General features: G+C 69.3%; 22 protein-coding genes. 15 read left to right on the top strand and 7 right to left on the bottom strand.

Going from position 1 to position 22,999, the window contains the following annotated elements; all coding sequences use genetic code 11:
* Window positions 1–19 precede the first annotated feature (19 nt).
* From HWX07_RS09135 to HWX07_RS09120, 4 genes are all read right to left on the bottom strand, one after another.
* The gene (locus HWX07_RS09135) at window positions 20–2,860 is read right to left on the bottom strand and encodes an AAA family ATPase (RefSeq protein WP_175876059.1); all 2,841 of its coding nucleotides are present in this window, start codon (window positions 2,858–2,860) and stop codon (window positions 20–22) included.
* Window positions 2,861–3,494: 634 nt separating this feature from the next.
* A complete protein-coding gene (locus HWX07_RS09130; protein WP_124463077.1) occupies window positions 3,495–3,764 on the bottom strand; it encodes a hypothetical protein in 270 nt (89 codons plus the stop codon).
* A gap of 102 nt (window positions 3,765–3,866) precedes the next feature.
* Complete coding sequence (locus tag HWX07_RS09125; protein WP_077217096.1) at window positions 3,867–4,682, bottom strand: family 1 encapsulin nanocompartment shell protein; 816 nt, start codon at window positions 4,680–4,682, stop codon at window positions 3,867–3,869.
* Window positions 4,675–5,754 (bottom strand): Dyp-type peroxidase, encoded by a 1,080-nt coding sequence (locus tag HWX07_RS09120; RefSeq protein ID WP_175876058.1) that lies wholly within the window; start codon window positions 5,752–5,754, stop codon window positions 4,675–4,677. The genes HWX07_RS09125 and HWX07_RS09120 overlap by 8 nt, the downstream gene beginning before the upstream one ends.
* Window positions 5,755–6,176: 422 nt before the next feature.
* Between HWX07_RS09120 and HWX07_RS09115 the strand changes: the two genes are divergently transcribed.
* The 5 genes from HWX07_RS09115 (at window position 6,177) to HWX07_RS09095 (ending at window position 9,636) form a co-directional block, all read left to right on the top strand.
* Window positions 6,177–6,545, top strand: coding sequence for a LysR family transcriptional regulator (locus tag HWX07_RS09115; protein WP_175876166.1), 369 nt, complete (start codon window positions 6,177–6,179; stop codon window positions 6,543–6,545).
* 5 nt (window positions 6,546–6,550) lie between these two features.
* Entirely contained in the window at window positions 6,551–7,003 is a 453-nt protein-coding gene (locus HWX07_RS09110) for a phosphate-starvation-inducible PsiE family protein (protein WP_175876057.1), read from the top strand.
* 87 nt (window positions 7,004–7,090) lie between these two features.
* Window positions 7,091–7,546 carry a DUF1269 domain-containing protein gene (locus HWX07_RS09105; protein WP_175876056.1) on the top strand — a complete coding sequence of 152 codons (456 nt, stop codon included), beginning with the start codon at window positions 7,091–7,093 and terminating at the stop codon, window positions 7,544–7,546.
* Window positions 7,547–7,581: 35 nt separating this feature from the next.
* On the top strand, window positions 7,582–7,830 hold the full coding sequence (locus HWX07_RS09100; protein ID WP_175876055.1) for a hypothetical protein: 249 nt from the start codon (window positions 7,582–7,584) through the stop codon (window positions 7,828–7,830).
* 381 nt (window positions 7,831–8,211) lie between these two features.
* A complete protein-coding gene (locus HWX07_RS09095; protein ID WP_175876054.1) occupies window positions 8,212–9,636 on the top strand; it encodes a PLP-dependent aminotransferase family protein in 1,425 nt (474 codons plus the stop codon).
* 25 nt (window positions 9,637–9,661) lie between these two features.
* Here the strand turns inward: HWX07_RS09095 and HWX07_RS09090 are convergent, their stop codons facing one another.
* On the bottom strand, window positions 9,662–10,822 hold the full coding sequence (locus HWX07_RS09090; RefSeq protein WP_175876053.1) for an NAD-dependent formate dehydrogenase: 1,161 nt from the start codon (window positions 10,820–10,822) through the stop codon (window positions 9,662–9,664).
* Between the two features lie 233 nt (window positions 10,823–11,055).
* On the opposite strand from HWX07_RS09090, the gene HWX07_RS09085 reads away from it, so the two are divergent.
* Together HWX07_RS09085 and HWX07_RS09080 are read left to right on the top strand one after the other, a co-directional pair.
* Entirely contained in the window at window positions 11,056–12,585 is a 1,530-nt protein-coding gene (locus HWX07_RS09085; protein WP_175876052.1) for an FAD-dependent oxidoreductase, read from the top strand.
* A 42-nt stretch (window positions 12,586–12,627) separates the two neighbouring features.
* A complete protein-coding gene (locus HWX07_RS09080; protein ID WP_175876051.1) occupies window positions 12,628–13,005 on the top strand; it encodes a DUF5594 family protein in 378 nt (125 codons plus the stop codon).
* Between the two features lie 49 nt (window positions 13,006–13,054).
* Here the strand turns inward: HWX07_RS09080 and HWX07_RS09075 are convergent, their stop codons facing one another.
* Complete coding sequence (locus HWX07_RS09075) at window positions 13,055–13,273, bottom strand: DUF6566 family protein (RefSeq protein WP_175876050.1); 219 nt, start codon at window positions 13,271–13,273, stop codon at window positions 13,055–13,057.
* A gap of 122 nt (window positions 13,274–13,395) precedes the next feature.
* On the opposite strand from HWX07_RS09075, the gene HWX07_RS09070 reads away from it, so the two are divergent.
* From HWX07_RS09070 to HWX07_RS09055, 4 genes are all read left to right on the top strand, one after another.
* Window positions 13,396–14,034 (top strand): NAAT family transporter, encoded by a 639-nt coding sequence (locus HWX07_RS09070; protein ID WP_175876049.1) that lies wholly within the window; start codon window positions 13,396–13,398, stop codon window positions 14,032–14,034.
* A 31-nt stretch (window positions 14,035–14,065) separates the two neighbouring features.
* Window positions 14,066–14,386 (top strand): hypothetical protein, encoded by a 321-nt coding sequence (locus tag HWX07_RS09065; RefSeq protein ID WP_244129959.1) that lies wholly within the window; start codon window positions 14,066–14,068, stop codon window positions 14,384–14,386.
* A gap of 295 nt (window positions 14,387–14,681) precedes the next feature.
* Window positions 14,682–15,887, top strand: a complete 1,206-nt coding sequence (locus HWX07_RS09060; protein WP_175876048.1) for a zinc-dependent alcohol dehydrogenase — start codon at window positions 14,682–14,684, stop codon at window positions 15,885–15,887.
* 35 nt (window positions 15,888–15,922) lie between these two features.
* Entirely contained in the window at window positions 15,923–16,246 is a 324-nt protein-coding gene (locus HWX07_RS09055) for a four-helix bundle copper-binding protein (RefSeq protein WP_011695001.1), read from the top strand.
* Window positions 16,247–16,256: 10 nt separating this feature from the next.
* Here the strand turns inward: HWX07_RS09055 and HWX07_RS09050 are convergent, their stop codons facing one another.
* Window positions 16,257–17,846 (bottom strand): ATP-binding protein, encoded by a 1,590-nt coding sequence (locus tag HWX07_RS09050; protein ID WP_175876047.1) that lies wholly within the window; start codon window positions 17,844–17,846, stop codon window positions 16,257–16,259.
* Between the two features lie 276 nt (window positions 17,847–18,122).
* Between HWX07_RS09050 and HWX07_RS09045 the strand changes: the two genes are divergently transcribed.
* From HWX07_RS09045 to HWX07_RS09030, 4 genes are all read left to right on the top strand, one after another.
* The gene (locus HWX07_RS09045) at window positions 18,123–18,512 is read left to right on the top strand and encodes a chemotaxis protein (protein ID WP_175788923.1); all 390 of its coding nucleotides are present in this window, start codon (window positions 18,123–18,125) and stop codon (window positions 18,510–18,512) included.
* Between the two features lie 184 nt (window positions 18,513–18,696).
* Window positions 18,697–19,581 (top strand): BON domain-containing protein, encoded by an 885-nt coding sequence (locus tag HWX07_RS09040; protein WP_175876046.1) that lies wholly within the window; start codon window positions 18,697–18,699, stop codon window positions 19,579–19,581.
* A 47-nt stretch (window positions 19,582–19,628) separates the two neighbouring features.
* Window positions 19,629–22,439 carry an ABC transporter transmembrane domain-containing protein gene (locus HWX07_RS09035; RefSeq protein ID WP_244129958.1) on the top strand — a complete coding sequence of 937 codons (2,811 nt, stop codon included), beginning with the start codon at window positions 19,629–19,631 and terminating at the stop codon, window positions 22,437–22,439.
* Complete coding sequence (locus HWX07_RS09030; protein WP_074808638.1) at window positions 22,381–22,908, top strand: hypothetical protein; 528 nt, start codon at window positions 22,381–22,383, stop codon at window positions 22,906–22,908. Before HWX07_RS09035 ends, HWX07_RS09030 begins: the two co-directional genes overlap by 59 nt.
* The last annotated feature ends 91 nt before the right edge of the window (window positions 22,909–22,999 follow it).

Genomic DNA, 22,999 nt, shown 5'->3' with positions numbered 1-22,999 from the left:
TTGCAGGGCAAGCGTTGTTTTAGTGTGCGTCCTTCTTCGCGCCGGACGACTTCTTGCCGGGCTTCGCCGCGGGCGGTGGGGCGTCGGCGGGCGTGTCGTCCTTCTTCGCGCCTGCTGCTGCCTTGGCGGCCTTGCCGTCGGGTTTGGCCTTGCCGTCGGCGTCCGGTTTCGCGTCCTTCGCATCCTTTGCTTCAGGCGCGGCGAGCGTGTTGAACTTCACTTCGTCGCTGTCCTTGTCGTAGTCGACCTCGCACTTGTCGCCCGATTTCAGCCGGTCGGCGAGGATCTCCTTCGCGAGCCGCGTCTCGATCGTCTGGCGGATCTGGCGTTTCAGCTCGCGCGCGCCGAATTCCGGCTGGTAGCCGACTTCGGTCAGGTGGTCGACGAGCGAGCTGCCCATCACGAGCGTGATGTCCTGCGCGGCGGCGGTACGCACCACGCGATCGAGCTGGATCTGCACGATCGAGCGGATGTTGTCCTTCGACAGCGCGTGGAAGACGATCACCTCGTCGATCCGGTTCAGGAACTCGGGCCGGAAATGCCCCTTCAGCACCTGCATCAGTTCCTCGCGGATCGCCTTGTCGGTCTTGCGCGCGGCTTCCGGCTGCGTGAGGTTGTCCATGATGATCGCCGCGCCGAGGTTGCTGGTCGCGATGATGATCGTGTTGCTGAAATCGACCACGCGGCCCTTGCCGTCGGTGAGACGCCCGTCGTCGAACACCTGCAGCAGCACGTTGTAGACGTCCGGATGCGCCTTCTCGATCTCGTCGAGCAGGATCACGCTGTACGGGCGGCGCCGCACGCGCTCGGTGAGCTGGCCGCCTTCGTCGTAGCCGACGTAGCCGGGCGGCGCGCCGATCAGCCGCGCGACCGCGTGGCGCTCCATGTATTCGGACATGTCGATGCGGATGATCGCCTGCTCGTCGCCGAACACGGTCTCGGCCAGCGCCTTCGCGAGCTCGGTCTTGCCGACCCCCGTCGGCCCGAGGAACAGGAACGTCGCGATTGGCCGGTGGGTCTGGCCGAGCCCCGCGCGCGACAGCCGCACGGCATCGCTGACGGCGACCACCGCATCGCTCTGGCCGACCACGCGCTCGCGCAGTTGCTCTTCCATCTTCAGCAGCTTCTGGCGTTCTTCCTGCGTGAGTTCGGACACGGGGATGCCGGTGAGCCGCGACACGACCTCGGCCACCGATTCGACGGTCACCTCGAGCGTCTCCGAGCCGGTCTTGCGCTGCCACGCCTCCATCATCTCGTCGACGGCCTTCTGCTTCGCGTTGATCTGCTCTTCGAACTGCTTCGCTTCGTCGAAGCGCTTGCGCGACGTCGCATAGTCCTGCTCGCGCTTCAGTTGCGCGATTTGCGCTTCGCCTTCCTGAATGTCGACCGGGCGCGAGGTCGCGCCGATCCGAACGCGCGCGGCGGCCTGGTCGATCAGGTCGATCGCCTTGTCGGGCAGGAAGCGCGACGTGATGTAGCGGTCGGCGAACTCGGCGGCCGCGACGAACGCATCGTCGGCGAACGTCACCTGGTGGTGCGCCTCGAGGCTGTCGCGCAGCCCGCGCAGGATCACGATCGTCTGTTCGACGCTCGGCTCCGGCACGAACACGGGCTGGAAGCGGCGCTCGAGCGCGGCGTCCTTCTCGATGTACTTCTGGTATTCGTTGAGCGTCGTCGCGCCGATCAGGCTCAGCTCGCCGCGCGCGAGCGCGGGCTTCAGCACGTTCGCGATGTCGAGGCCGCCTTCGCCGCCGCCCTGGCCCGCGCCGACGATCGTATGCAGCTCGTCGATGAACAGGATCAGTTCGTCCTGCTTCGCCGTCACCTCGTCGATCAGCTGCTTCGCGCGTTCCTCGAATTCGCCGCGATACTTCGCGCCGGCCACCATCGAGTTGATGTTGACTTCGACGAGCCGCTTGTCGCGCAGCACCTCGGGCACGTCGCCGTTGACGATCCGCTGCGCGAGACCCTCGACGATCGCCGTCTTGCCGACGCCCGGCTCGCCGATCAGCACCGGGTTGTTCTTCTTGCGGCGCGCGAGCACCTCGATCGTGCTCTCGATTTCCTGCGCGCGGCCGAGCACCGGATCGAGCTTGCCCTGGCGCGCGATCGCGGTGAGGTCGCGGCCGAACTTGTCGAGATTCGGCGTGCCGGTCGGCGCATCGACGCGGCCGTCCTCCGCGCCCTTGCCGACCACTTTCACGACCTTCTGGCGCAGCGCCTCGGGCGTCACGCCGTATTTCTTCAGCAGCGTGCCGGCGACGCTGTCCGGCACCGATGCGAGCCCGATCAGCAGGTGCTCGGGGCCGATGTACGAGTGGCCGAGATCGCGCGACGCCTGGAACGCGTACTGCACGGCCTTCTTCACGCGCGGCGAGATCGACAGCTTGTCGAGCGGCGCATCGGGGTCGGCCGTGCCGGTATGCGCATGCGCGTCGATGTACGACTTGATGTCCTCCGGCGACAGCTTCAGTTCCTTCAGCAGCGCGGCGCACACGTCGGTGTCCGCGAGCGCGTACAGCAGGTGTTCGGAATCGAGCTCGCTGCGGCGCAGCTCGTGCGCTTTCTCGGCCGCGCGCTGCAGCAGTTCGAGCGTCTGCTCGCTGAACGCGTCGGTCGGGTCGACCGATTCGCGCGGAATCTCGGCGGCGAGCGGCGAGTCGTCGCCGAGCCCGCCGAACAGCGACGACGGTCCGCCACCGCCCAGCAGCGAATCGAACGGATTCAGCATGCTCTGATGCCGCATCAGCTGTCGGAAGTGGTAATCGCAGATCGAGATCGTCTTGCGCTCGCCGTCCTGCATCACGGTGGCGCGCGCGACGGCCGGGCGGGCGTGACAGATATCGCAAAGTGCGGGCATGGTGGTCTGGCTCCTGTCGGTGAAGGTGGGTCGAAGGGTGAAGCCCGATGCGGTGCGGCGCTCGCGCGTCCCGATCGCGACCGCACGACGCGCACGGCACACGCTGCGGCGGCGCGCGTGCCGCACCGGTGCGATCGCGCAGCGCGCGCCGGCGTGGCGCACGGTCGCGGTCGGGGTGGGAGGCGCGAGTGCTGCGAGGAGCCCACGGCATCGCTTCGACTGCGTTCAAAATAGCGAATCGGCGCGGGCCATCCAAGACACAGTTCCCAGCCGGGCCGGCCGTGAATTGCACCCTCACATGGGCGCGCGATCCGGCGGCAAGGAGTACAGACGCGCACGCGCGCGGCGGCGCGGGCATGCGAGGCGCGTACGGCTTGCGGTGGATGGGGGCAGGAAGGGGCGGCGCGCGAACGGCACGCGGTGCGACATCGGCGCGCAGGGCGCAGGCAGCCGGCAAACGGGGGAGACGGGACGCAGGACGCGACGCAAGACGGCGCGCGACGCGCGGCGCGGGCGCGAAGCGGTGACGGCCGGCTCCGCACGCACCGCAGCCGATGCGTGCCGGGGGGCCGGCGAGGGCGAGGACGGGTTGCACGGTACGCGCCGGACATCGCGCAACCGTGGTGAACCGCGATCAGTCCGACAGATTCATCGCGAGCCGTTGCCGTGCGATCTGCTTCACGTCGGCCGACAGCGCCGCATTCTGCAGACCATTGGCCCAGACGGAGAACGAATCCTCGACCAGGTTGCGCGTGTCGGGCGGCAGCTCGGCCAGCATCAGCGACACGACGGTAAACAGCACGGCGGTGTCGCCGGCCTGGCTGCTCGCATTCGCGTCCACCGTCTGCTTCAGGGTAGCGACGGACGCCTGCAGCGCCTGTAATGCGTCATTCGATTCGCTCATACATCCTCCATGCAAGATGGGCGGGATCGGCGACGAACCTGCGGCCGGCGGTGCGGCCGCCGCGCGCGACGCCCGGGCGGGCATCGCGGGCCGGCAACCGCGTCAGGCGGCCGCGTTGCCCTGCGGCGCCACGGCCACCGATGCCTCGCTCGTCAGCATCAGGAACGTGAACGTTTCGCGCAGGTACAGGCGGACGCCCTTGTCGGTGTGGCTCGTGTAGCCGATCGACACGTCTTCCCCGAGGTGCAGCTCGTAATCGCCGCCGCGCGTGGACAGCACGCAGCCGCCGCTGATCGCCGGCGCCCAGATGATCTCGCCGCTGACGATCCGTTTGATATGACCGAGGACCGGATAGCCCTGGTCGCGCGCTTCGCTGAGCGCGGTGTATGCGTCCGAACCGAGCACGACCGAGTACGGGCCGTCGACGCCGGCCAGGCGCAGCGCTTCCAGCGCGTCGCTGATCGCGTCCGGATAGGCGCCGACGTCCGCCGGCAGCGTGAGCCGGCGGTTCGACGTGCCTTCGCGGATGCCGACGATGCCGGCCGCGTGGTAGCCGTCGAAGATCGCACCGTCTTCGGCGAACGCGAGCCGCTGCGCGGCTTCCTTCGCCGGCTGCCAGTCGGCGTCGCGCGCACCGCGCTCGACGCTGTCGATCGCGTCGCGACTCAGCTCGAACGGCACCGTCAGCTCGACGATCGTGCGCGCTTCACGCAGCCGCGCGTTCACGAGCTCGCGCGGCGCGGCCACGTCGAGCAGGTGCCCGGTGCCGACGGCCGACAGCTCGGGGCCCGCGGGGCCGTCGACGTCGACGACGCGGCGGCCGGCTACCGATCGCTTGAAGGTGCGCGCCACTTCCTCCTCGATTTGTTCCCAGGCGGCCGACGAGATCGGGGCGAGTTCGCGATGCAGGTTATTCATAGGTCGGGGTTCCTTTCAGCGAGCCGATGTTCAGCGAGCCGTCGCGATGCGGTGCGGCAGGCGCGGACGGCGTGGATTCCGGTTGGATGGCTTCGGCGGGCGGCGCCGGGCGGTCGGCGAGCGCCTCGAGCAGGTCGGCCGACGGCACGAAGAACAGCGAGCCGGTGACCGCGCGGCTGTAGTCGAGCAGGCGGTCGTAGTTGCCCGGCGGGCGGCCGACGAACATGTTCTCGAGCATCTGCTCGATCGGCGCCGGCGAGCGAGCATAGCCGATGAAATAGGTGCCGAATTCGCCGGCGCCCGGGCGCCCGAACGGCATGTTGTCGCGCAGGATCTTCACTTCCTGGCCGCCCTCGTCGAGCGTGGTCAGCGAACTGTGCGAGCACGACGGCTTCACGTCCGGCGCGAGCTCGATGTCGGCCAATTTGGTGCGGCCGATGATGCGCTCCTGCGTTTCGACCGCGAGCGCGTTCCAGCCGGCCATATCGTGCAGGTATTTCTGCACGAGCACGTAGCTGCCGCCCGCGAATTCGGCGTCCTCGTCCCTGATCACAGTGAAGTCGACCGCCTCGCGGCCTTCCGGGTTCTCGGTGCCGTCGACGAAGCCGATCATCGCGCGCTGGTCGAAATTGCGGAAGCCGTGCACCTCGTCGACGACCGTGACCGCGTCGCCGAGCGCATTGAGCAATTGCGTCGCCAGTTCGAAGCACAGGTCCATCGCTTCGGCGCGGATGTGCAGCAGGATGTCGCCGGGCGTCGCGACCGCGACGCGCTGGCCGGCGCCGAACTCGCGGAACGGATGCAGCGACGCGGGGCGCGGCTCGCCGAACAGCGTATCCCACGCGTCGGAGCCGAAGCCGCACACGCACGTGAGGTTGCCGCCCGGCACGCGCTTGCCGACCGAGCGCACCAGCGCGGCGATGTCGCCGCACCACGAACGGATCGTGTCGGCGTGATCGGCGCCGGGATTGATCGTCGCCACGAGAAAGATCGCGCTGCGCGTGATCGTGCTGTGAACGGCCTGGGAGAGCGGGGGAGGAGTGATCTGCATCGCGGCCTGCCGGTCAGTCATGTCGGGACGGACGGGCCGCGGTAGCCGCGGCGCGCGAAGGCGAACGGTTGAACTGTGTCATGCGACTGTTCTCTGTGCTTTGTGACATGCGGATGAAGGACGTTGCGCGGGCATCGCGCAACGGGCCGCAGCGGCGGCGGCCGGCCCCCGGGGCGCGAAGGGGAGGCAGGCGGGGTGGCCGCGCGTTCGCCCGGCGCGTAAGGCTGGCCGCACCGCGTAACGTCGTCGAGCATGCAATCTAGCAGCTTCGGCAGGTCTTTGGAACACGTATCGACGATCTGTCATTCGAATGGATCAAACAGGGCCGGGTTTTGTGCGGCGCGCGCTCAGCTGTACTCCTGGCGCCCGCGGCGCTGTGCTCTTGAGCGTGCGTGTCGCGTGCAGTAGATTAGGTTCCGCTCCGCCCGACGACGGTCATCATGATGAACCTTTTGGAAGCGATGCGTATTTTCGGTGCAATCGTCGAGCATGGCGGGCTGTCCGGCGCGGCGTCCGAACTGAAGCTCGACGTCGCGCAGGTCGGCGCGCGGCTCGATGGGCTCGAGCGCTATCTCGGCTGCCGGTTGTTGCTGGACCGCTCGGGCGACGAGGTCGCATGCACCGAGGCCGGCGTCGCGTTTTACGCGTGTTGCCGGCGCACGCTGTCCGCGGTCGCGCAGGCGACGGGCGCGAGCGGAGCAGAGGCGTGCGCAACGGTTTCCCGTTCGCCCGTCCCGGGCTTTCCGTTGCCCGAGACCCCCCGTTGCGGCGACGGAGCATCGATCGCCGCGCCCACGACACTACACCGGTGAGCGCGTTGAATACGTCTATTGCATCCGCCGATACGGCCGCCGAGCGCATCCGTCGCCGCTTCGGCCATTTCCTTCACGCGGCCGAGCTCGCCGGGCTGGTCGTGATCGGGCTGGCGACCGCGTTCGCGATGGCGCAGGAAGCGTGGAAGGTCGTGCTCGCGGGCGAGGTGTCGCTGACCGACCTGCTGCTGATGTTCCTGTATCTGGAAGTGCTCGCGATGGACCTGCGCTACCTGCGGCTCGGCCGGTTGCCGGTGCGGTTTCCGCTGTTCATCGCGATGACGTCGCTCGCGCGCGACCTGATCCTGCGCGGGGCGACGGACAGCCCCGAGCGGATGCTGATGACGACCTTCGGGATCGTGCTGCTCGCGGTCGGCGTGCTGATCCTGAGCTTCGGCCAGCATCGCTTTCCGGCGGACGTCGACGATGTCGAGGACGACGTGCATGCCCGCAGGTAACGTGGCCCGGGCGGCATTCGAAGCGAACCCCGGCGCGCCGTGCGCGGTGCGGCGGCCCCCCCATCATTCCATCAAGCGAGGTGTCGCATGACGAGGCAATTGATCGTCGCCGTGTTCGGCAGCGTCGAGACGGCCCGCCAGGCCGCGAACGATTTCGAGGCGTTGTCGGAGAAGAACGAAGGATTCCACATCGAGAACGGCGTCGTCGTCGAGAAGGACGCGAACGGCAAGCTCGCGGTGCTCGACGCCGAATCGCGGCCGTTCAAGGGCGGCGTGATCGGGGCGATCGCGGGCGGCTTGCTCGGCCTGCTCGCCGGGCCGATCGGCATGGTGACCGGCATGGCGGCCGGCGCGGGCGCCGGCATTCTCGCGCAAGCGGCCGGCAACGCGCTGCTCGACGGCACGTTCGTCGAGACGGTCGCGGCGCGGCTCGTGCCCGGCAGCGTCGCGGTCATTCTCGAGGCGAAGGAGGACACGCCGTTCTCGGTCGACAACGTCGTGACGGGATTCGGCGGCAAGGTCTTTCGCCAGGCGCTCGACTAAGCGCGCCCCCTTTCGAACCGATTCGGGAGAACCGCATGCGCATCGATCAATCGTACCGGCGCTTCGACATCGCGGCGACGCTGTCGCCGCTGCCCGGCAACCGCGCGATCGCGATCGTCGACGTGACGACCGACGATCCGGGCCGCCTCGCCGATCTCGGCACCGGCCAGTTCCTGCAGATCCGCAAGTGGCTCGAGTCGAGCGACGTCGCACTGCTGACGGTGGTGTTCGACGAGTGCAAGGTCGCGATCGACCACTACGCGGACAACGTCGACGACGCTTGAGTGCGAGCGGGCCCGCGCATGGCCGGGCTTCGCTTCGCCGCCGCTTCCTCTGCTACCGCAATACATCATGACGTGCGCCGGACGAACGGCTGCCGTGCGAGCGCGCGCGGCCGCGCCGGCGCGTTCGCATCATCTGTTCACCACGCCGGCCGGATTTGACGTTTCCTCGCCAAACTGTCACTTACATTCGCCGAAATGACGCAGTAGGATGCCGAACCTTGTCTTGATGAGATTCGCATTGCTATCCGCCTTCAATTTCGATAACGGACGAGGTTCCAGCCGGGACACCCGCCCCCGGCGACGGCTATCCGGCTTCGTGCGTCGGTGCGGCGGTGCCGCCCATGCGACGCACGCCGGTTCATCGCTGGCGGGGCGAGGCGGATGAAGCTCTACGAGAAATTTGCGAACGACGTAGAGCGACTCATTCGGCAAGGCGTATATCGACACGGCGATCGTGTGCCGTCGGTGCGGCAGGCGAGCCAGCAGCACCGGATCAGCATCACGACCGTGCTGCATGCATATCTGCTGCTGGAAAGCCGCGGGCTGCTAGAAAGCCGGCCGCAGTCGGGCTATTTCGTGAACCTGCGGCGCGACGACGGCCATGCGCCGGTGCGCGAACTGCGGCCGTCGAAGCCGATCGCGATTTCGTCGTCGGTCGACGTGAGCCGGCTCGTGCTGTCGACGCTGCGCTCGATCGGCACGGACGACGCGGTGCCGCTCGGCTCGCCGTATCCGGACCCGAGCCTGTTTCCGTTCGAGAAGCTGAACCGCTACGCGTACGCGGCCGGTCGCGACAAGTCGCTGTGGGGCGTGACCGACGGGCTGCCACCCGGACACCCGCGGTTGATCCGGCAGATCGCGCGCCGCTACCTGGAAAACGGGATGTCGGTGGACCCGAACGAGATCATCGTGACGGTCGGTGCGACGGAGGCGATCAACCTGTGCCTGCAGGCAGTCGCGAAGCCGGGCGACACGATCGCGGTGGAGTCGCCGACGTTCTACGCGATGCTGCACGCGATCGAGCGGATGGGGATGAAGGCGATCGAGGTGGCGACGCATCCGGAATACGGGATCGACATCGCGGCGCTGGCCGCGATCGCGAAATCGCAGCCGATCGCCGCGTGCATGGTGATGCCGAACTTCCAGAATCCGCTGGGGTTCCAGATGCCGGACGAGCGCAAGCGCGAACTGGTTGAGTTCGCAACGAAGGCCGACCTGCCGATCATCGAGAACGGGGTGTACAACGAACTGTATTTCGGCAACATGCATCCGAGCACGCTGAAGTCGTTCGATCGCCATGACATCGTGCTGCATTGCTCGTCGTTCTCGAAGAGCCTGACGGCCGCTTACCGGATCGGCTGGGCGCTGCCGGGCCGCTACCGCGAGCAGGTCGAGAAGCTGAAGTTCCTGAATACGCTGGCGACGCCGTCGTTGCCGCAACTCGCGATCGCGGAGTTTCTCGAACGCGACGGCTACGAACATCACCTGCGGCGGGTTCGCAAGGCGTATGCGCAGCAGGCGAACCTGATGCGCGCGATGGTGTCGCGGTTCTTTCCGGAAGGCACCCGCATTTCGAGTCCGGCGGGCGGTTACGTGCTGTGGGTCGAGCTGCCCGCGCAGGTCGACGCGATGCGGTTGTACCAGCTCGCGCTGGAGCAGGGGATCACGATCGGCCCCGGCTACATGTTTTCGATCGCGGACACTTACCGGAACTTCATCCGGTTGAACTACAGCAGCCCATGGTCGCCGGAGATCGAGCAGGCGGTGGTCGCGGTCGGCAAGCTCGCCGCATCCTGCATCGACTGACCGCGCCGCGACGCGCGGCGCGACGTCATGTCAGCCGGTACGACTGCGCGCCCGTGCCCGCGAGCGTGCCGCCGTCGACGATCAGGTATTCGTTGCGGATCGGCCTGCCGTCGAACCAGCATTGCAGGATCTCCAGTGTGCCGGCCGCATAGCGCGCCTGCGCGGACAACGACGTGCCGGAGATGTGCGGCGTCATCCCGTTGAACGGCATCGTGCGCCACGGGTGATCGGCCGGCGCCGGCTGCGGAAACCACACGTCGCCGCCATAGCCGGCGAGATGGCCGGACGTGAGCGCATTCACGACCGCGTCGCGGTCGACCAGCTTCGCGCGCGCGGTGTTGATCAGGTACGCGCCGCGCTTCATCCGCGCGATCATCGCCGCGTCGAACAGGTGCTCGGTCGACGGGTACAGCGGAATCTGCAGGTTGACGATATCGACGGCGCTCGCGAGCGACGCCACGTCGGCGTGATACGTGAGCGCGAGCGCCTGCTCGATCGACGCATCGAGCCGGTGGCGCTGCGTGTAGTGCAGATGCAGGCCGAACGGTTGCAGCCGGCGGAGCACCGCGAGGCCGATGCGCCCCGCGCCGACCGTGCCGAAATGCATTCCTTCGACGTCGTAGCTGCGCGACACGCAGTCGGCGATGTTCCAGCCGCCCTGCTGTGCGACCGCATGCGACGGCAGATAGTTGCGCACCAGCGCGAGCGTCGTCATCACCACGTGCTCGGCGACGCTGATGCTGTTCGAGCCGGTGACTTCGGCAACCGTGATGTGCGCGCGCGCGGCGGCGTCCAGATCGACGTGATCGGAGCCGATGCCGGCGGTGAGCGCGAGCTTCAGCTTCGGCGCGCGGGCGATCCGTTCGGCGCTCAGGTACGCGGGCCAGAACGGCTGCGAAATCACCACGTCCGCTTCGGGCAGCCGGCGCTCGAATTCGGAGTCGGGGCCATCCTTGTCGCTCGTGACGATCAGCGTATGGCCGTGCGCTTCCATATAGCCGCGCAAGCCGAGCGCGCCGGACACCGAGCCGACGAGTTCGCCGGGCCGGAAGCCGGGCGGGCCGGCCGGCGTCGGCGCGGTTTGACCGTCCGCGTAGTGCGTGACGACCGGAATCGTGTCGCGCACGTAGCGCGGCGGATAGCCGTCGACGGGATCGGGGTAGAGCACGCACAGGACGGTGGCCATCGGGTAGTGCTCCTTTGACAGGTGAAGGCGGCACGCGGCTTGCGCAGGTCGCGCCGTGCCCTTCGCAGGCGGCCGCCGTGTTGCGCCGCAACGTCGATCACGTTCTACGCCGGTCGCGGATCGCGTACAAGCTACAGTCCGCGTTTCTCGTGCGCTGCGGGGCGTCTGTACCTGTTCTTTTCAGGAGGGATGTCGATAATGGGACCGTTACCTGACTTTTCGGGAGCCACGTCATGACTGGAAGCGATGCGTCTTCACGCCCCGATCTCACGCAAGGGATCGCGCTCGACGATCTCGCCGACGGCGCGATGATCGAAGGCCATGTCGGCGACGCGGCGGTGCTGCTCTTGCGCCGTGCCGACGAACTGTTCGCGGTGGGCGCGCAATGTCCGCACTACGGCGGGCCGCTGGCCCAGGGCCTGCTGGTCGGCGACACGATTCGCTGTCCGTGGCATCACGCGGCGTTCTGCCTGCGCACCGGCGAGATGGAGCGCGCGCCGGCGCTCGACGGGCTGCCCTGCTGGCGCGTCGAGCGGCGCGACGGCCGCGCGGTCGTGGTCGATGCGCGGCCGGCCGCCGTGCCGCCTGCGCTGAAGGACACCGGGCTGCCCGCGTCGGTCGTGATCGTCGGCGGCGGCGCGGCTGCGATCGCAGCCGCGGTGACGCTGCGGCAGGAAGGCTATCCGCACGCGATCACGTTGCTGAGCGCCGATGCCGATCCGCCGTACGACCGGCCGAATCTGTCGAAGGATTACCTCGCGGGCACGGCGGAAGCCGACTGGCTGCCGCTGCGCGCGCCGTCGTTCTATGCAGGGCAGCGGATCGACGTGCGCTGCAATACGCGGGTCACGCGCATCGATCCCGCGCGGCGGTCGGTCGAGTTGGCCGACGGCAGCCGGGTCGAATACGGCGCGCTGCTGCTCGCGACCGGCGCCGAGCCGAACCGCCTGAACGTGCCCGGCGCCGATCTGCCGCACGTCCGTACGCTGCGCTCGCGCGCCGATTGCGATGCGCTGATCGCCCGGCTGAAAACCGCGCGCCGCTGCGTGGTGGTCGGCGCGAGCTTCATCGGCCTCGAAGCGGCCGCCGCGTTGCGCACGCGCGGGCTCGACGTGCACGTCGTCGCGCCCGATACGCATCCGATGGGCCGCGTGCTCGGCGACGCGCTCGGCGACACGATCAAGGCGCTGCACGAAGCGCACGGCGTGGTGTTCCATCTCGGCGCGACGCCCGCGCGGATCGGGCCGGACAGCGTGACGCTGTCGAACGGTGACGTGCTGGCGGCCGACGTCGTGCTGGTGGGTATCGGCGTGCATCCGAACGTCGAACTCGCCCAGGACGCCGGCCTCGCGGTCGAACGCGGCGTGACGGTCGACCGCTTCCTGCAGACGAGTGCGCCCGGCATCTACGCGGCCGGCGATATCGCGCGCTGGCCCGATCCGCTGACGGGCGAGCGGATTCGCGTCGAGCACTGGGTCGTCGCCGAGCGGCAGGGCATCGTCGCGGCGCGCAACCTGCTCGGCCAGCAGCGGCCGTTCGACGCGGTACCGTTTTTCTGGAGTCAGCATTACGACCTGACGCTCCGCTATGTCGGGCATGCGGAGCAATGGGATCGCGTCGAGATCGACGGCGACCTCGGCGCGCACGACTGCTCGATCGCGTACTGGCGCGGCGGCACGCGGCTCGCGGTCGTGACGATAGCCCGCGATCTCGACAACCTGAAGGCCGAAGCGGCGCTCGAGCGGCAGAGGGCTTCCGCATGAAAGCCGCATGACGACACCCACCCAACCCTGAATGGAGGCGAAATGAACCCTGACGTCCGTGCCCGTTTCGAAACCGAGTTCGCGCCGCGCATCGCGACGCGCTTGCGCGGCCTGTACCAGCCTGGCGAAGTGAAGGTCGATGTCGTGCCGCACGACGGGCAGGGCAGCCCGACCTGCGTCGACGTGATCGGCCTCACGTCGACGGTCGGCTTGCCGAATCGGTTGAACGCGCGGCTCGCGTGGCGCGACGATGCGATCGCCGGTCTGCTGGCCGAGCCCGACCACAGCCGCTTCGATCGCTATCTCGCGGCGCTGCCCGTCACGATCGAGCGCTGGCAGATGGAATTGCCGGTCGATTTCAGCAGCCGGACGCAGCGCGATCGCGAGATCCTGATCGGCGACCTCGATTTCGATGCGTGACGTGCGTCGCGCGATGCCGGCCGATGGCGCGCGGCCGAACCGCGCGCGGTTACCGGTCGCGCGTACGGATGATCACGCGCCCCTGGTCGATGCCGCCGCGCAGCGCTTCGTCGCACGTCAACCATTCGGGCGTGACGAGTTCGGGCGCGGGCAGGCCGACGGGCGCGCCGTCGCGGAAGATCCGCACCTGCGCGACCCACGCGCCGTTCGCGTTGCGCGTCGCGTCGACGCGAATCTCGTGACCCATGAAAGTGTCGGTGGCTTGCATCGAACGGGGCCCTCCGTCGTGAATGAACGTGGTGCGTGGATCGTATCAGCATGGCGTGCGCCGCGCATCGAAAACGAACCGGCGTCTGTATTTCACTTGCCGCGCGAGACGGGAGCGACCCTGTGGCCTTCGACCTGACTTTTTCCATCAAGGTGTTCGCGGCGCTGTTCGCGATCATGAACCCGATCGCGAACATTCCGGTGTTCCTGTCGCTGACCGAAGGCGCGGCGGACGGCGTGCGTCGCAAGGTCGCGCTGACGGCCGCGATCGGCGTGACGGTCGGCTGCATCGTGTCGGCGGTCGCGGGCGGCGCGATCCTGCACGTGTTCGGCTTGACGATCGACGATTTCCGCCTCGCGGGCGGGTTGCTGGTGCTGTTGATCGCGTTGTCGATGCTGCATGGTGCACCGAGCCGCCAGCATGCGCCGGGCACCGACGAAGGCGCCGATCCTGCGGCGGCCGACAGCGTCGCGATCTATCCGCTGACGATCCCGTTGCTGGTCGGCCCCGGCACGATCGCGACGATGATCGTGCTCGGGCACGGTGCCGTCGCGACCGGGCAGGAACTCGCGTTCGCGCTCGGGCTGGCCGCGTTTCTCGTGCTGCTGGCCGTGTCGCTGCTGTCGGCGCCGTTGATCGGCCACTACCTGTCCCCGCGCGTGACGGCTGTCACGCAACGCCTGATGGGGATGATTCTCGCGGCGATTGCGATGCAGATGATCGTCGCGAGCCTGAAAGCCGCGTTCGGGTTGCCGCATTGAGCGCGCCCGTTGGACTGCCTGGAGTCGTTGAATGAACACGCTGATCGTCTTGTCCTATCCCGATCTCGACGCGGCGCGTCGCGCGCTGGCCGAACTCGGCACGCTGCGCGACCGGCACGTCGTCGCGCTCGCGGGTGTCGTGATCGTCGAGTGCTCGACCGACGGACAGTTGCGCACGCATGCAGTCGATCCGGGCCGCGTGTCGTCCGGCTCGCTGCTCGACAGCGTGGTCGCGCACGTCGAATCGTCGCTCGACGCGTGGCGCGAGCGGCCGGTGGACGATGCGCTGACCGACCGCGTCGCGCGCAAGGCGCGCCCCGGCACCGTGTCGCTCGGGCTGGCCGCGACGTAGCTCGACATCTATGCGCTGAGCGCGGCGCTCGCGCCGCTGGGCGGCGAAGTGGCCGACACGACGCTGTCGATCGACGACGAACTGAAGCTCGTCGAAGCGATCTCGAACGCGCGCGCCGGCAGCGGCGAGCGCGGCGATAGCGGTCCGCCCACGGACTGACGCGCCGGCACGGCCCTTCCCCGAAGACGAAGCGCTTTCTGTCCGTGCGTCACGGCGCGCCGCACAGGCGCATGCCTTGCTCGATTGGCTCGACGGTGACCTTCACCGTTTCCGCTTTCGACAAGGAGGGCCTGACATGAAAGCAGTCGTATTTCACGGCATCGGCGACATTCGCATCGACACGGTGCCCGATCCGGAAGTCTCCGCGACGACCGACGCGGTCGTGCGTCTCACGGCCAGCGCGATCTGCGGCACCGATCTGCACATGGTGCGCGGCACGCTCGGCGGCATGAAACCGGGCACGATTCTCGGCCACGAAGGCGTCGGCATCGTCGAGGCGGTCGGGCGCGACGTGCGCAACCTGCGGCGCGGCGATCGCGTGCTGATTCCGTCGACGATCGCGTGCGGCAGTTGCGCCTACTGCCGCGCGGGCTACACCGCGCAATGCGACGTCGCGAACCCGGGCGGGCCGCGCGCGGGCACGTCGTTCTTCGGCGGGCCGGCCGAAACGGGCCCGTTCGACGGGCTGCAGGCCGAATACGCGCGCACGCCGCTTGCGCATGCGAGCCTGATTCGCCTGCCCGACGAGATCGACGACGATCGCGCGATCCTGATGTCGGACATTTTTCCGACCGGCTATTTCGGCGCGCAGCTCGCGGAAGTGAAGCCGGGCGATACGGTCGCCGTGTTCGGCGCGGGGCCGGTCGGCCAGTTCGCGATCGCGAGCGCGAAACTGATGGGCGCCGGGCGCGTGATCGCGATCGACCGTATCGCGTCGCGGCTCGAGATGGCGTGCGCGCAGGGCGCCGAGATCGTCGATTTTTCCGAGGACGATCCGGTCGATACGGTACTGCGGCTCACCGGCGGGATCGGCGTCGATCGCGTGATGGACGCAGTGGGCGTCGACGCGATGCGCGCGACGCACGGTCCGGCCGCGGCCGATCGCGACGCCGCGCGCGCATTCGATGCGGAAGTCGACGCGATCGTGCCGCACCGCAAGCCGGACGGCCGCAACTGGGTGCCGGGCGACGGGCCGTCGCAGGTGCTGCAATGGGCGGTGCGCGCGGTCGCGAAGGCCGGCACGATTTCGGTGATCGGCGTGTATCCGCCGGCCGCGCGCGTGTTTCCGATCGGCGAGGCGATGAACCGCAACCTGACGATCAAGATGGGCAACTGCAATCACCGGACGGTGACGCCGCCGCTCGTCGAACTGGTGCGCAGCGGCGCATTCGACCCGCTGTCGGTGCTCACGCGCACCGAGCCGCTGACCAACGCGATCGATGCGTATCGCGCGTTCGACGTGCGCGAGCCGGGCTGGATGAAAGTGAAGCTCGCGCCATGACGACGACTACACGAACCGAAAACGGGAGCACTACGATGACCGATCAATACGACAACTGCATGGCTGCGTGCGACGCCTGCGCGCACGCATGTGATACCTGTGCGGCCGCCTGCCTCGCGGAGCGCGACGTGCATGCGCTGGCCACCTGCATCGCGCTCGACATCGAATGCGCGCAGCTATGCCGCTTCGCGTCCGGCGCGATGGCGCGCCGCAGCGGGCTCGCGCCGCGCATTTGCGCGCTGTGCGCGCACGCGTGCGACCTGTGTGCGGCCGAGTGTTCGCGGCATGCGCACGAGCATTGCCGCCGCTGCGCGCTCGCGTGCGAGGCGTGCGCGGCGATGTGCCGCGCGATGGCCTGAACGCGCGCGCTTACGGCGCGTCCTGAACCTGCCGCGCGAGGCGTTGCAGCAGCGCATCGAGGACGGCCATCTCGACGGGCTTCACGAGATGGTCGTCGAAGCCCGCGCGTTCGGTGCGCTCGAGGTCGGACGCGCGCGCATGGCCGGACAGCGCGACGCAGGTGGTGTCGCGCAGCGCGTCGATCGCGCGCAGTTCCTGCAACAGCGTGAAGCCGTCGACGTCCGGCATCGTCAGGTCGAGGATCATCAACTGCGGTGCGTAATCGCGGGCGAGCGCGAGCGCTTCGTTCGCGTTGTACGCGACGCGCGGCGCGTGCCCTTTCAGTTGCAGCAGCATCGCGAGCGTATCGGCCGAGTCGCGGTTGTCGTCGACGACGACGATGCGCAGCGGTACGCCGGCTGGCTGCGCGGGCGCGGCGAGCGCAGGCGGCGGGGCGTAGTCGTTGCGGGTCGTTCGCACGATCGGCAGCCAGACCGTAAACGTCGCGCCGCGGCCCGGCCCGTCGCTTTCGGCGACGATCCGCCCGCCGTGCAGTTCGACGAACGACCGGCAGATCGCGAGGCCGAGCCCGAACCCGCCGGCCGGCGAGCGGCCCGACGCGCCTTCCTGTTCGAACAGGTCGAAGATCTTTTCGAGCGCGCCGGGGGCGATGCCCACGCCGTGATCGACGACCTGGATCGCCACCGACGGGCCGTCGATCCGCGCGCCGACATCGATCCGGCCGCCGTGCGGCGAAAATTTCGATGCGTTGTCGAGCAGGTTGTGCAGCACCTGGACGAGCCGTGCGTCGTCGCCGTGCAGCACCACGGAATCGTCCGGCAGGTCGACGCGGATCCACTGCCCGCGCGCGGCCAGTTTCGGCTGGATGCTCTCGACGCCGCGGCACACGATGTCGCGCACGGTGACGGGCCGATCCTCGAGTTCGACCTTGCCGGCCGTGATGCGCCCGACGTCGAGCAGATCGTCGACGAGCCGCGTCAGTTGCGCGACCTGGCGGTTCACCGCGTCGCGACACTGCACGAGCGCGGGCGGCGGATCGGGCAGGTTCTGCAGCACGCCGACCGAGTTGCGCAGCGGCGCGAGATGGTTGCGCAGCTCGTGCGCGAGCGTCGCGATGAACACGCTCAGCCGGTGCGTCGACGCTTCGAGCTCCTCCAGCCGCTTGCGCTCGGTCATGTCGCGCGTGATCTTGATGAAGCCGCACAGTTGCTGCGTCGCGTCGTATACCGGCGTGATCGTCACGCTTGCCCAGAACTGCGTGCCGTCCTGGCGCACGCGCCAGCCCTCGTCCTGGAAGTGGCCGTGCGCGGCGGCCACTTCGAGCCCGTGCGACGGCCGGCCGGCCGCGATCGCGTCGGGCGGGTAGAAGCGCGAGAAATGGCGGCCGACGATCTCGGTGGCGCGGTAGCCCTTGATGCGCTGAGCGCCGGCGTTCCAGGTCGCGACGTTGCCGTGCGGGTCGAGCATGAACACCGCGTAGTCGGTGATCGCCTCGACCACGGTCTGGAACCGGAACTCGGCGAAGCGGTGCAGCAGGTCCCGCGCGTCGGGCGGGCCGGGCGGCGGATGCGGAGGGAAATCGGCGTCGTCGTTCTTCATCGGAGCGGCAGATCGGAAATACGGGAGGCCGCAGCTCGCCGGACCGCCGCCGGACAGGCGGCAGCCGCGCGGATCGAATTGGCACGCCCGAAAGAATAAAGGAACTCGATTCGGCTGATCAATGGGTGCGCATCGGCCGTGCCGTCCGCCGACATCGGCGCCGGCGCGACCGCCGGCGGCCGGCGCGGCATGCCGATTGCACGACGGGACAGTCCGCCCGCCGTGCGGCGGCCATCCGGCCGGCCGCCCGGCGGCAAGCCAGGCAAGGAGGCCGACATGAACAGCACCCTGAATCCCGACAACGAACCGGCCGGCCCGGACGACGACAACGCGAGCCGCGGCCGCGACGGCCGTGCGCTCGGCCCGAGCGACTCGTCCGACAGCGGCAGCGACACGGCGGGCGCGCGGCGCCATCCGTTCGACGTCGATTCGCCGCTGGACGACCACGCGCTCGAACGCGGCGACGCGTCGCTCGACAGCGACACGGACCGCGCGGGCACCGGCGAGCGCGCGTCGGCGGACGGCGACTCGACGCTGGAGGAAGGCGCCGATATCGAGCCGGACCGCACCGAGCGGCTGAGCGACCCCGGCCTCACGGACGAGACGGGCGACCCGGTCGATCCTGACGACCTGGATGATCCGGACGACCCCGGCACCGCGCCGTGAGGCCCGCCACGCAAAAACTGCAATCGCGTTGCAGATTGGGGCGCGTGACGGCGTCGCGGTACTGCGACGCGCACCCGTCGCGGCCCGGCAACGGCGCCGGCACGCGATTTGCATTCACCCGACCGACGCGCGCCGCGACGCGGCATGGGACCGTGCGCGGCGCAGGCGATCAAGGAGAGACACGATGCAACGACGATATCCCGGACGGCATGGCGAGCGGGGCGGCCCGCCCGACTGGCACGAGCGCGACGAACGCGCGTACCGGGGCGCGGGCGAGCGCGGCATCCCGGACGATCCGGCACGGTGGCCGGAAGAAGGCTACGAATCGGCTTACCGCCGCTTCGCGAGCGAGGACACGGGCCCCGAAGACTGGGGCAGCGAATGGACGGAGCGCGCGGCGCGGCCAGCCGACCAGCGGCGGGGTGCCGCCGACGCGGACTGGCCGGGCGGCGCGCGGCAGCCGGCGCGGGAGGCCGAGCGCGGCTACGGCGACCCGGGCCGCCGCGCGCAGGGCCGCGAAGGGCGGTACGGCGGCGAGCGCCCGGAATACCGCGGCCATCACCGGATGGGCTGGTACGGCAGCGAGCGCGATATAAGCGACCCTCGAGGCAACCCCCGAGGCGACCCGCGCTATGGCGGCGCCCCCGACCTGTCGCGCTTCGGCAGGGACACCGAACGCGACGCGCTGCGCCATCGCCGCGGGCCGAAAGGCTATACGCGCTCGGACGAGCGGATTCGCGAGGACGTCTGCGAGCGGCTCGCGCATGCGCTCGAGATCGACGTGAGCGACGTCACCGTGCAGGTGAAGGCGGGGCGCGTCGAGCTGGACGGCACGGTGCCGGCGCGCTGGATGAAGCACGACATCGAGGATCTGGCCGACGGCTGCCTGGGCGTGCAGGACGTCGAGAATCGCGTGCGTGTGCGCCGCGACGGCGAACACGACGGCGAACACGATACGGGCACGGTGCTGCACCCGGACCAGCGGACCGTCACCCCCACCCAGCCGGCCGCGCGCGACCCAGAGCCCGGCACCGTCGTGGGCGGCCGCGAGCGCGAACCGCGCCACTGACCGCGCGTGCGTGAAACGGCCCGCCCCCGACCGCGAGCAATGCGTGCATGACGACCGGAATCGACGAAACGCCCATCAAGGATCGTGAGGCGGCAGCCGGCCGCGACCCCCGGGGCCGCCGCCCTCGCCACGACGAGCGCGGCCTGCGACTGCGGATCGCGGTCGAGCTCTGGCGCGCGATCTGGCATTACCGCACCCGCGTGCTCGCGGCGATCGTGCTGCTGGTGCTCGCGAAAGCGGCGGCCGTCTCGGTGCCGCTGCTGCTCAAGGACATCGTCGACGGCTTCGGCCGCGCGGCCGGCCAGCCGATGGCGTGGCCGGTGCTGCTGCTGTTCGCGTACGCGGTCGTGCGCTTCGCATCCAACGCACTGAACGAAGTGCGCGACATGACCTTCGTGCAGGTCACGCAGCATACGGTCGCGTCGTTTACCGTGCGCACGTTCGGCCACCTGCATCGGCTCGGCGCGCGCTTTCATGCGCAGCGCGAGACGGGCGCCGTGGTGCGCGACCTCGAGAAAGGCACGGCCGGCATCGGCTATCTGCTCGGCGTCGCGGTGTTCACGGTCGTGCCGACGGCCCTCGAGATCGGCTCGGTGCTGGTGATCGTGATCAGCAAGTACGGCGGCGGCTTCACGGCGATCATCTTCATCACGTTCTCCGTCTACGCCGCGTATACGGTGGTGTTTACGCGTCGGCGCATGCGTTACCAGCGGCGCGTGAACGCGCTCGAGGCCGAGTCGAATTCGCGCGTGGTCGACAGCCTGCTGAACGTCGATACGGTCAAGTATTTCGCGCGCGAGGACGTCGAGCGCGACCGGCTCGACCGCGTGCTCGACGAATGGCGCGAGGCCGGCGTGGACAACCAGTACGCGCTGTCGGCGCTGCATATCGGGCAGAGCGCATGCATCGGCGCGGGTATCGCCGCCGTGATGCTGCTCGCCGGGCAGCAGGTCGCGCGCGGCGCGATGACGATCGGCGATCTCGTGCTGATCAACGCGTACATCATCCAGATCAGCCTGCCGCTGAATGCGCTCGGCTTCGTGTTCCGCGAGGCGAACGACGCGATGACGAACATCGAGCGGCTGTTCGGGCTGCTCGATGCGCGCGGCAAGCCGGGCGAGGACGGCGATGCGCCCGGCGCGCAGCCGCTCGTCGTGCGCGGCGGCGCGATCGAATTCGAGCATGTCGACTTCGGCTACGAGCCGAGCCGGCAGATCCTGTTCGACGTGTCGTTCCGCATCGAGCCCGGGCAGACGATCGCGGTGGTCGGCGGCAGCGGGTCGGGCAAGTCGACGCTCGCGCGGCTGCTGTTCCGGCTGTACCAGCCCGATGCGGGCACGATCCGGATCGACGGCCAGGACTTGCGGCTCGTCACCGAGCGCAGCCTGCGCGATGCGCTCGGCATCGTCCCGCAGGACACCATCCTGTTCAACGACACGCTCGCGTACAACATCGCGTACGGCAAGCGCGACGCGACCCGCGGCGAGGTGATCGCGGCCGCGCGCGGCGCGCAGCTCGACGCGTTCATCGAGCGGCTGCCCGATGCGTACGACACGCGCGTCGGCGAGCGCGGAGTGCGGCTGTCGGGCGGTGAGCGGCAGCGGGTCGCGATCGCGCGCGCGCTGCTGAAGGCGCCGCCGATCGTCGTGTTCGACGAGGCGACGTCGGCGCTCGACACGCGCTCGGAGCGCGCGATCCAGCAGGAGCTGATGCGCGTCGCGCAGCATCGCACGAGCCTCATCATCGCGCACCGGCTGTCGACCATCGTCGACGCCGATCGCATCCTCGTGATGGAGCACGGCCGGCTCGTCGAGCACGGCACCCACGACGAACTGCTCGAAAGCGGCGGCGTGTATGCGCAGATGTGGTCGCTGCAGGCGAAGCAGCGCGAGCTGGAGCGCACGGAGGCGAAGTTCGCGCGGCAGCCGGTGCGGATCAACCCGCTCGTGTCGCAGGTGCTCGATTCGCTGGCGGAGGCGGCCGCGCGGCGCGGCGTGCCGGTGTTTCGCCATGTGTCCGACGAGGATCTCGTCGTCAACGCCGATCCGGCCGCGCTGCGGCGCTTCGTGTGGGAGCTGTGCCGCGGCGCCATCGAAGCGAGCAGCGGCGGGCAGCTCGAGGTGCACACGGCGCGCCACGACCCGGAAGCGCGCATCACGATCGCGTGCACGGGCGTCGACGCAACGGAGCTGTCGCTGATCGATCTCGAACGGTTGCAGGACGCGATCGAGGAGGCCGGCGGCTACGTCGTGCGCGAACGCGACGATACCGGCGTGACGCTGCACGTGTCGCTGCCGATGTACGCGGTGGCGCCGGCGTCGATGCAACCCGCCGGCGCCGTGCCGAACCCGGCCGCCGGCGCGGCGGCCACGGCCAAGCCGCTCGACGGCCTGCGCATCGCATGCGTGGACGACCACGACGAGGCGCGCGAGGCGCTCGGCGCGCTGCTGAAGGTGGCCGGCGCCGACGTGCATGCCTACGCGTCGGGCCAGGCGTTGCTGGACGACCTGTGGCGCGCGCGCCGGGCCGACTGGCCGGCGCTGCTCGTCTGCGACATCGACCTCGGCGACGACGAGGACGATGGTTACGCGGTGATGTCGCGCGTGCGTCAGCTCGACGCCGCGCGCGATCGCGACGGCCGCGCGCCGCTCGAGGCGCTGGCCTTGTCCGGCCATGCGCGCGATCGCGACCGCACGCGCGCGGTCGAAGCCGGTTTCCATGCGTACCTGACCAAGCCCGCGGTAGCGGCCGACCTGATCGCGGCGTTGCGTGCGCTCGCGTTTTCCTCTGGAGAAATCCATGCCGAACCTTCTGAACCCGACGACACCCGAAGCCCTGAACGCGCGTCGCGGCGGTAGTGCGTTCGCCGACCGCCAGGCCGCGGTGGCGGCCGTCGAGCTGCTGTTGCCGACCTTGTCCGCCGCGCTGCAGAGCGACTTCGTCGGCGACAGCGGCTGCCTGCACATCGTGATCATGGACCCCGCGCTCGGGCCGCACGACGCGGCGTTCGAGGACGCGATCCTGTATGAGTTTTCGCTGCCCGACCCGAAGGACTGGGACGCCGACTATCGCGCCTACGCCCGCGCCAAGGCGCGGCTGTCGTGGGAAACGGGCCGCGACGGCCACGTCGTGCAGGCGCTCGAGCCGTACCGGCTGCGCGCGGGCGATACGAACCTGTGGGGCGGGGTCGCGCTCGGCGGCATCGTGGTCGGCGTGTCGGGGGCGCAGCCGTGGTTCGACGAGGCGTTCGCGGGCTGCATCGCGCACTGCCTGCGCGCGCTCGCGAAGCACCGCGCGCAAGCCACGCCCGACGCGCTCGCGATCTGAGCGGGCCGGTTCGTCCCGCTTTTTACAGCCGGTTATAAAAAAGCCAGCGACCCGACATCGGCGCCCGATGCGGCACGGGCACACGCAGGCC

The sequence above is a fragment of the Burkholderia sp. BCC0097 genome (genome assembly GCF_902832985.1).
Classification (GTDB): domain Bacteria; phylum Pseudomonadota; class Gammaproteobacteria; order Burkholderiales; family Burkholderiaceae; genus Burkholderia; species Burkholderia orbicola.
This window is presented reverse-complemented; position numbering and strand designations above follow the sequence as displayed.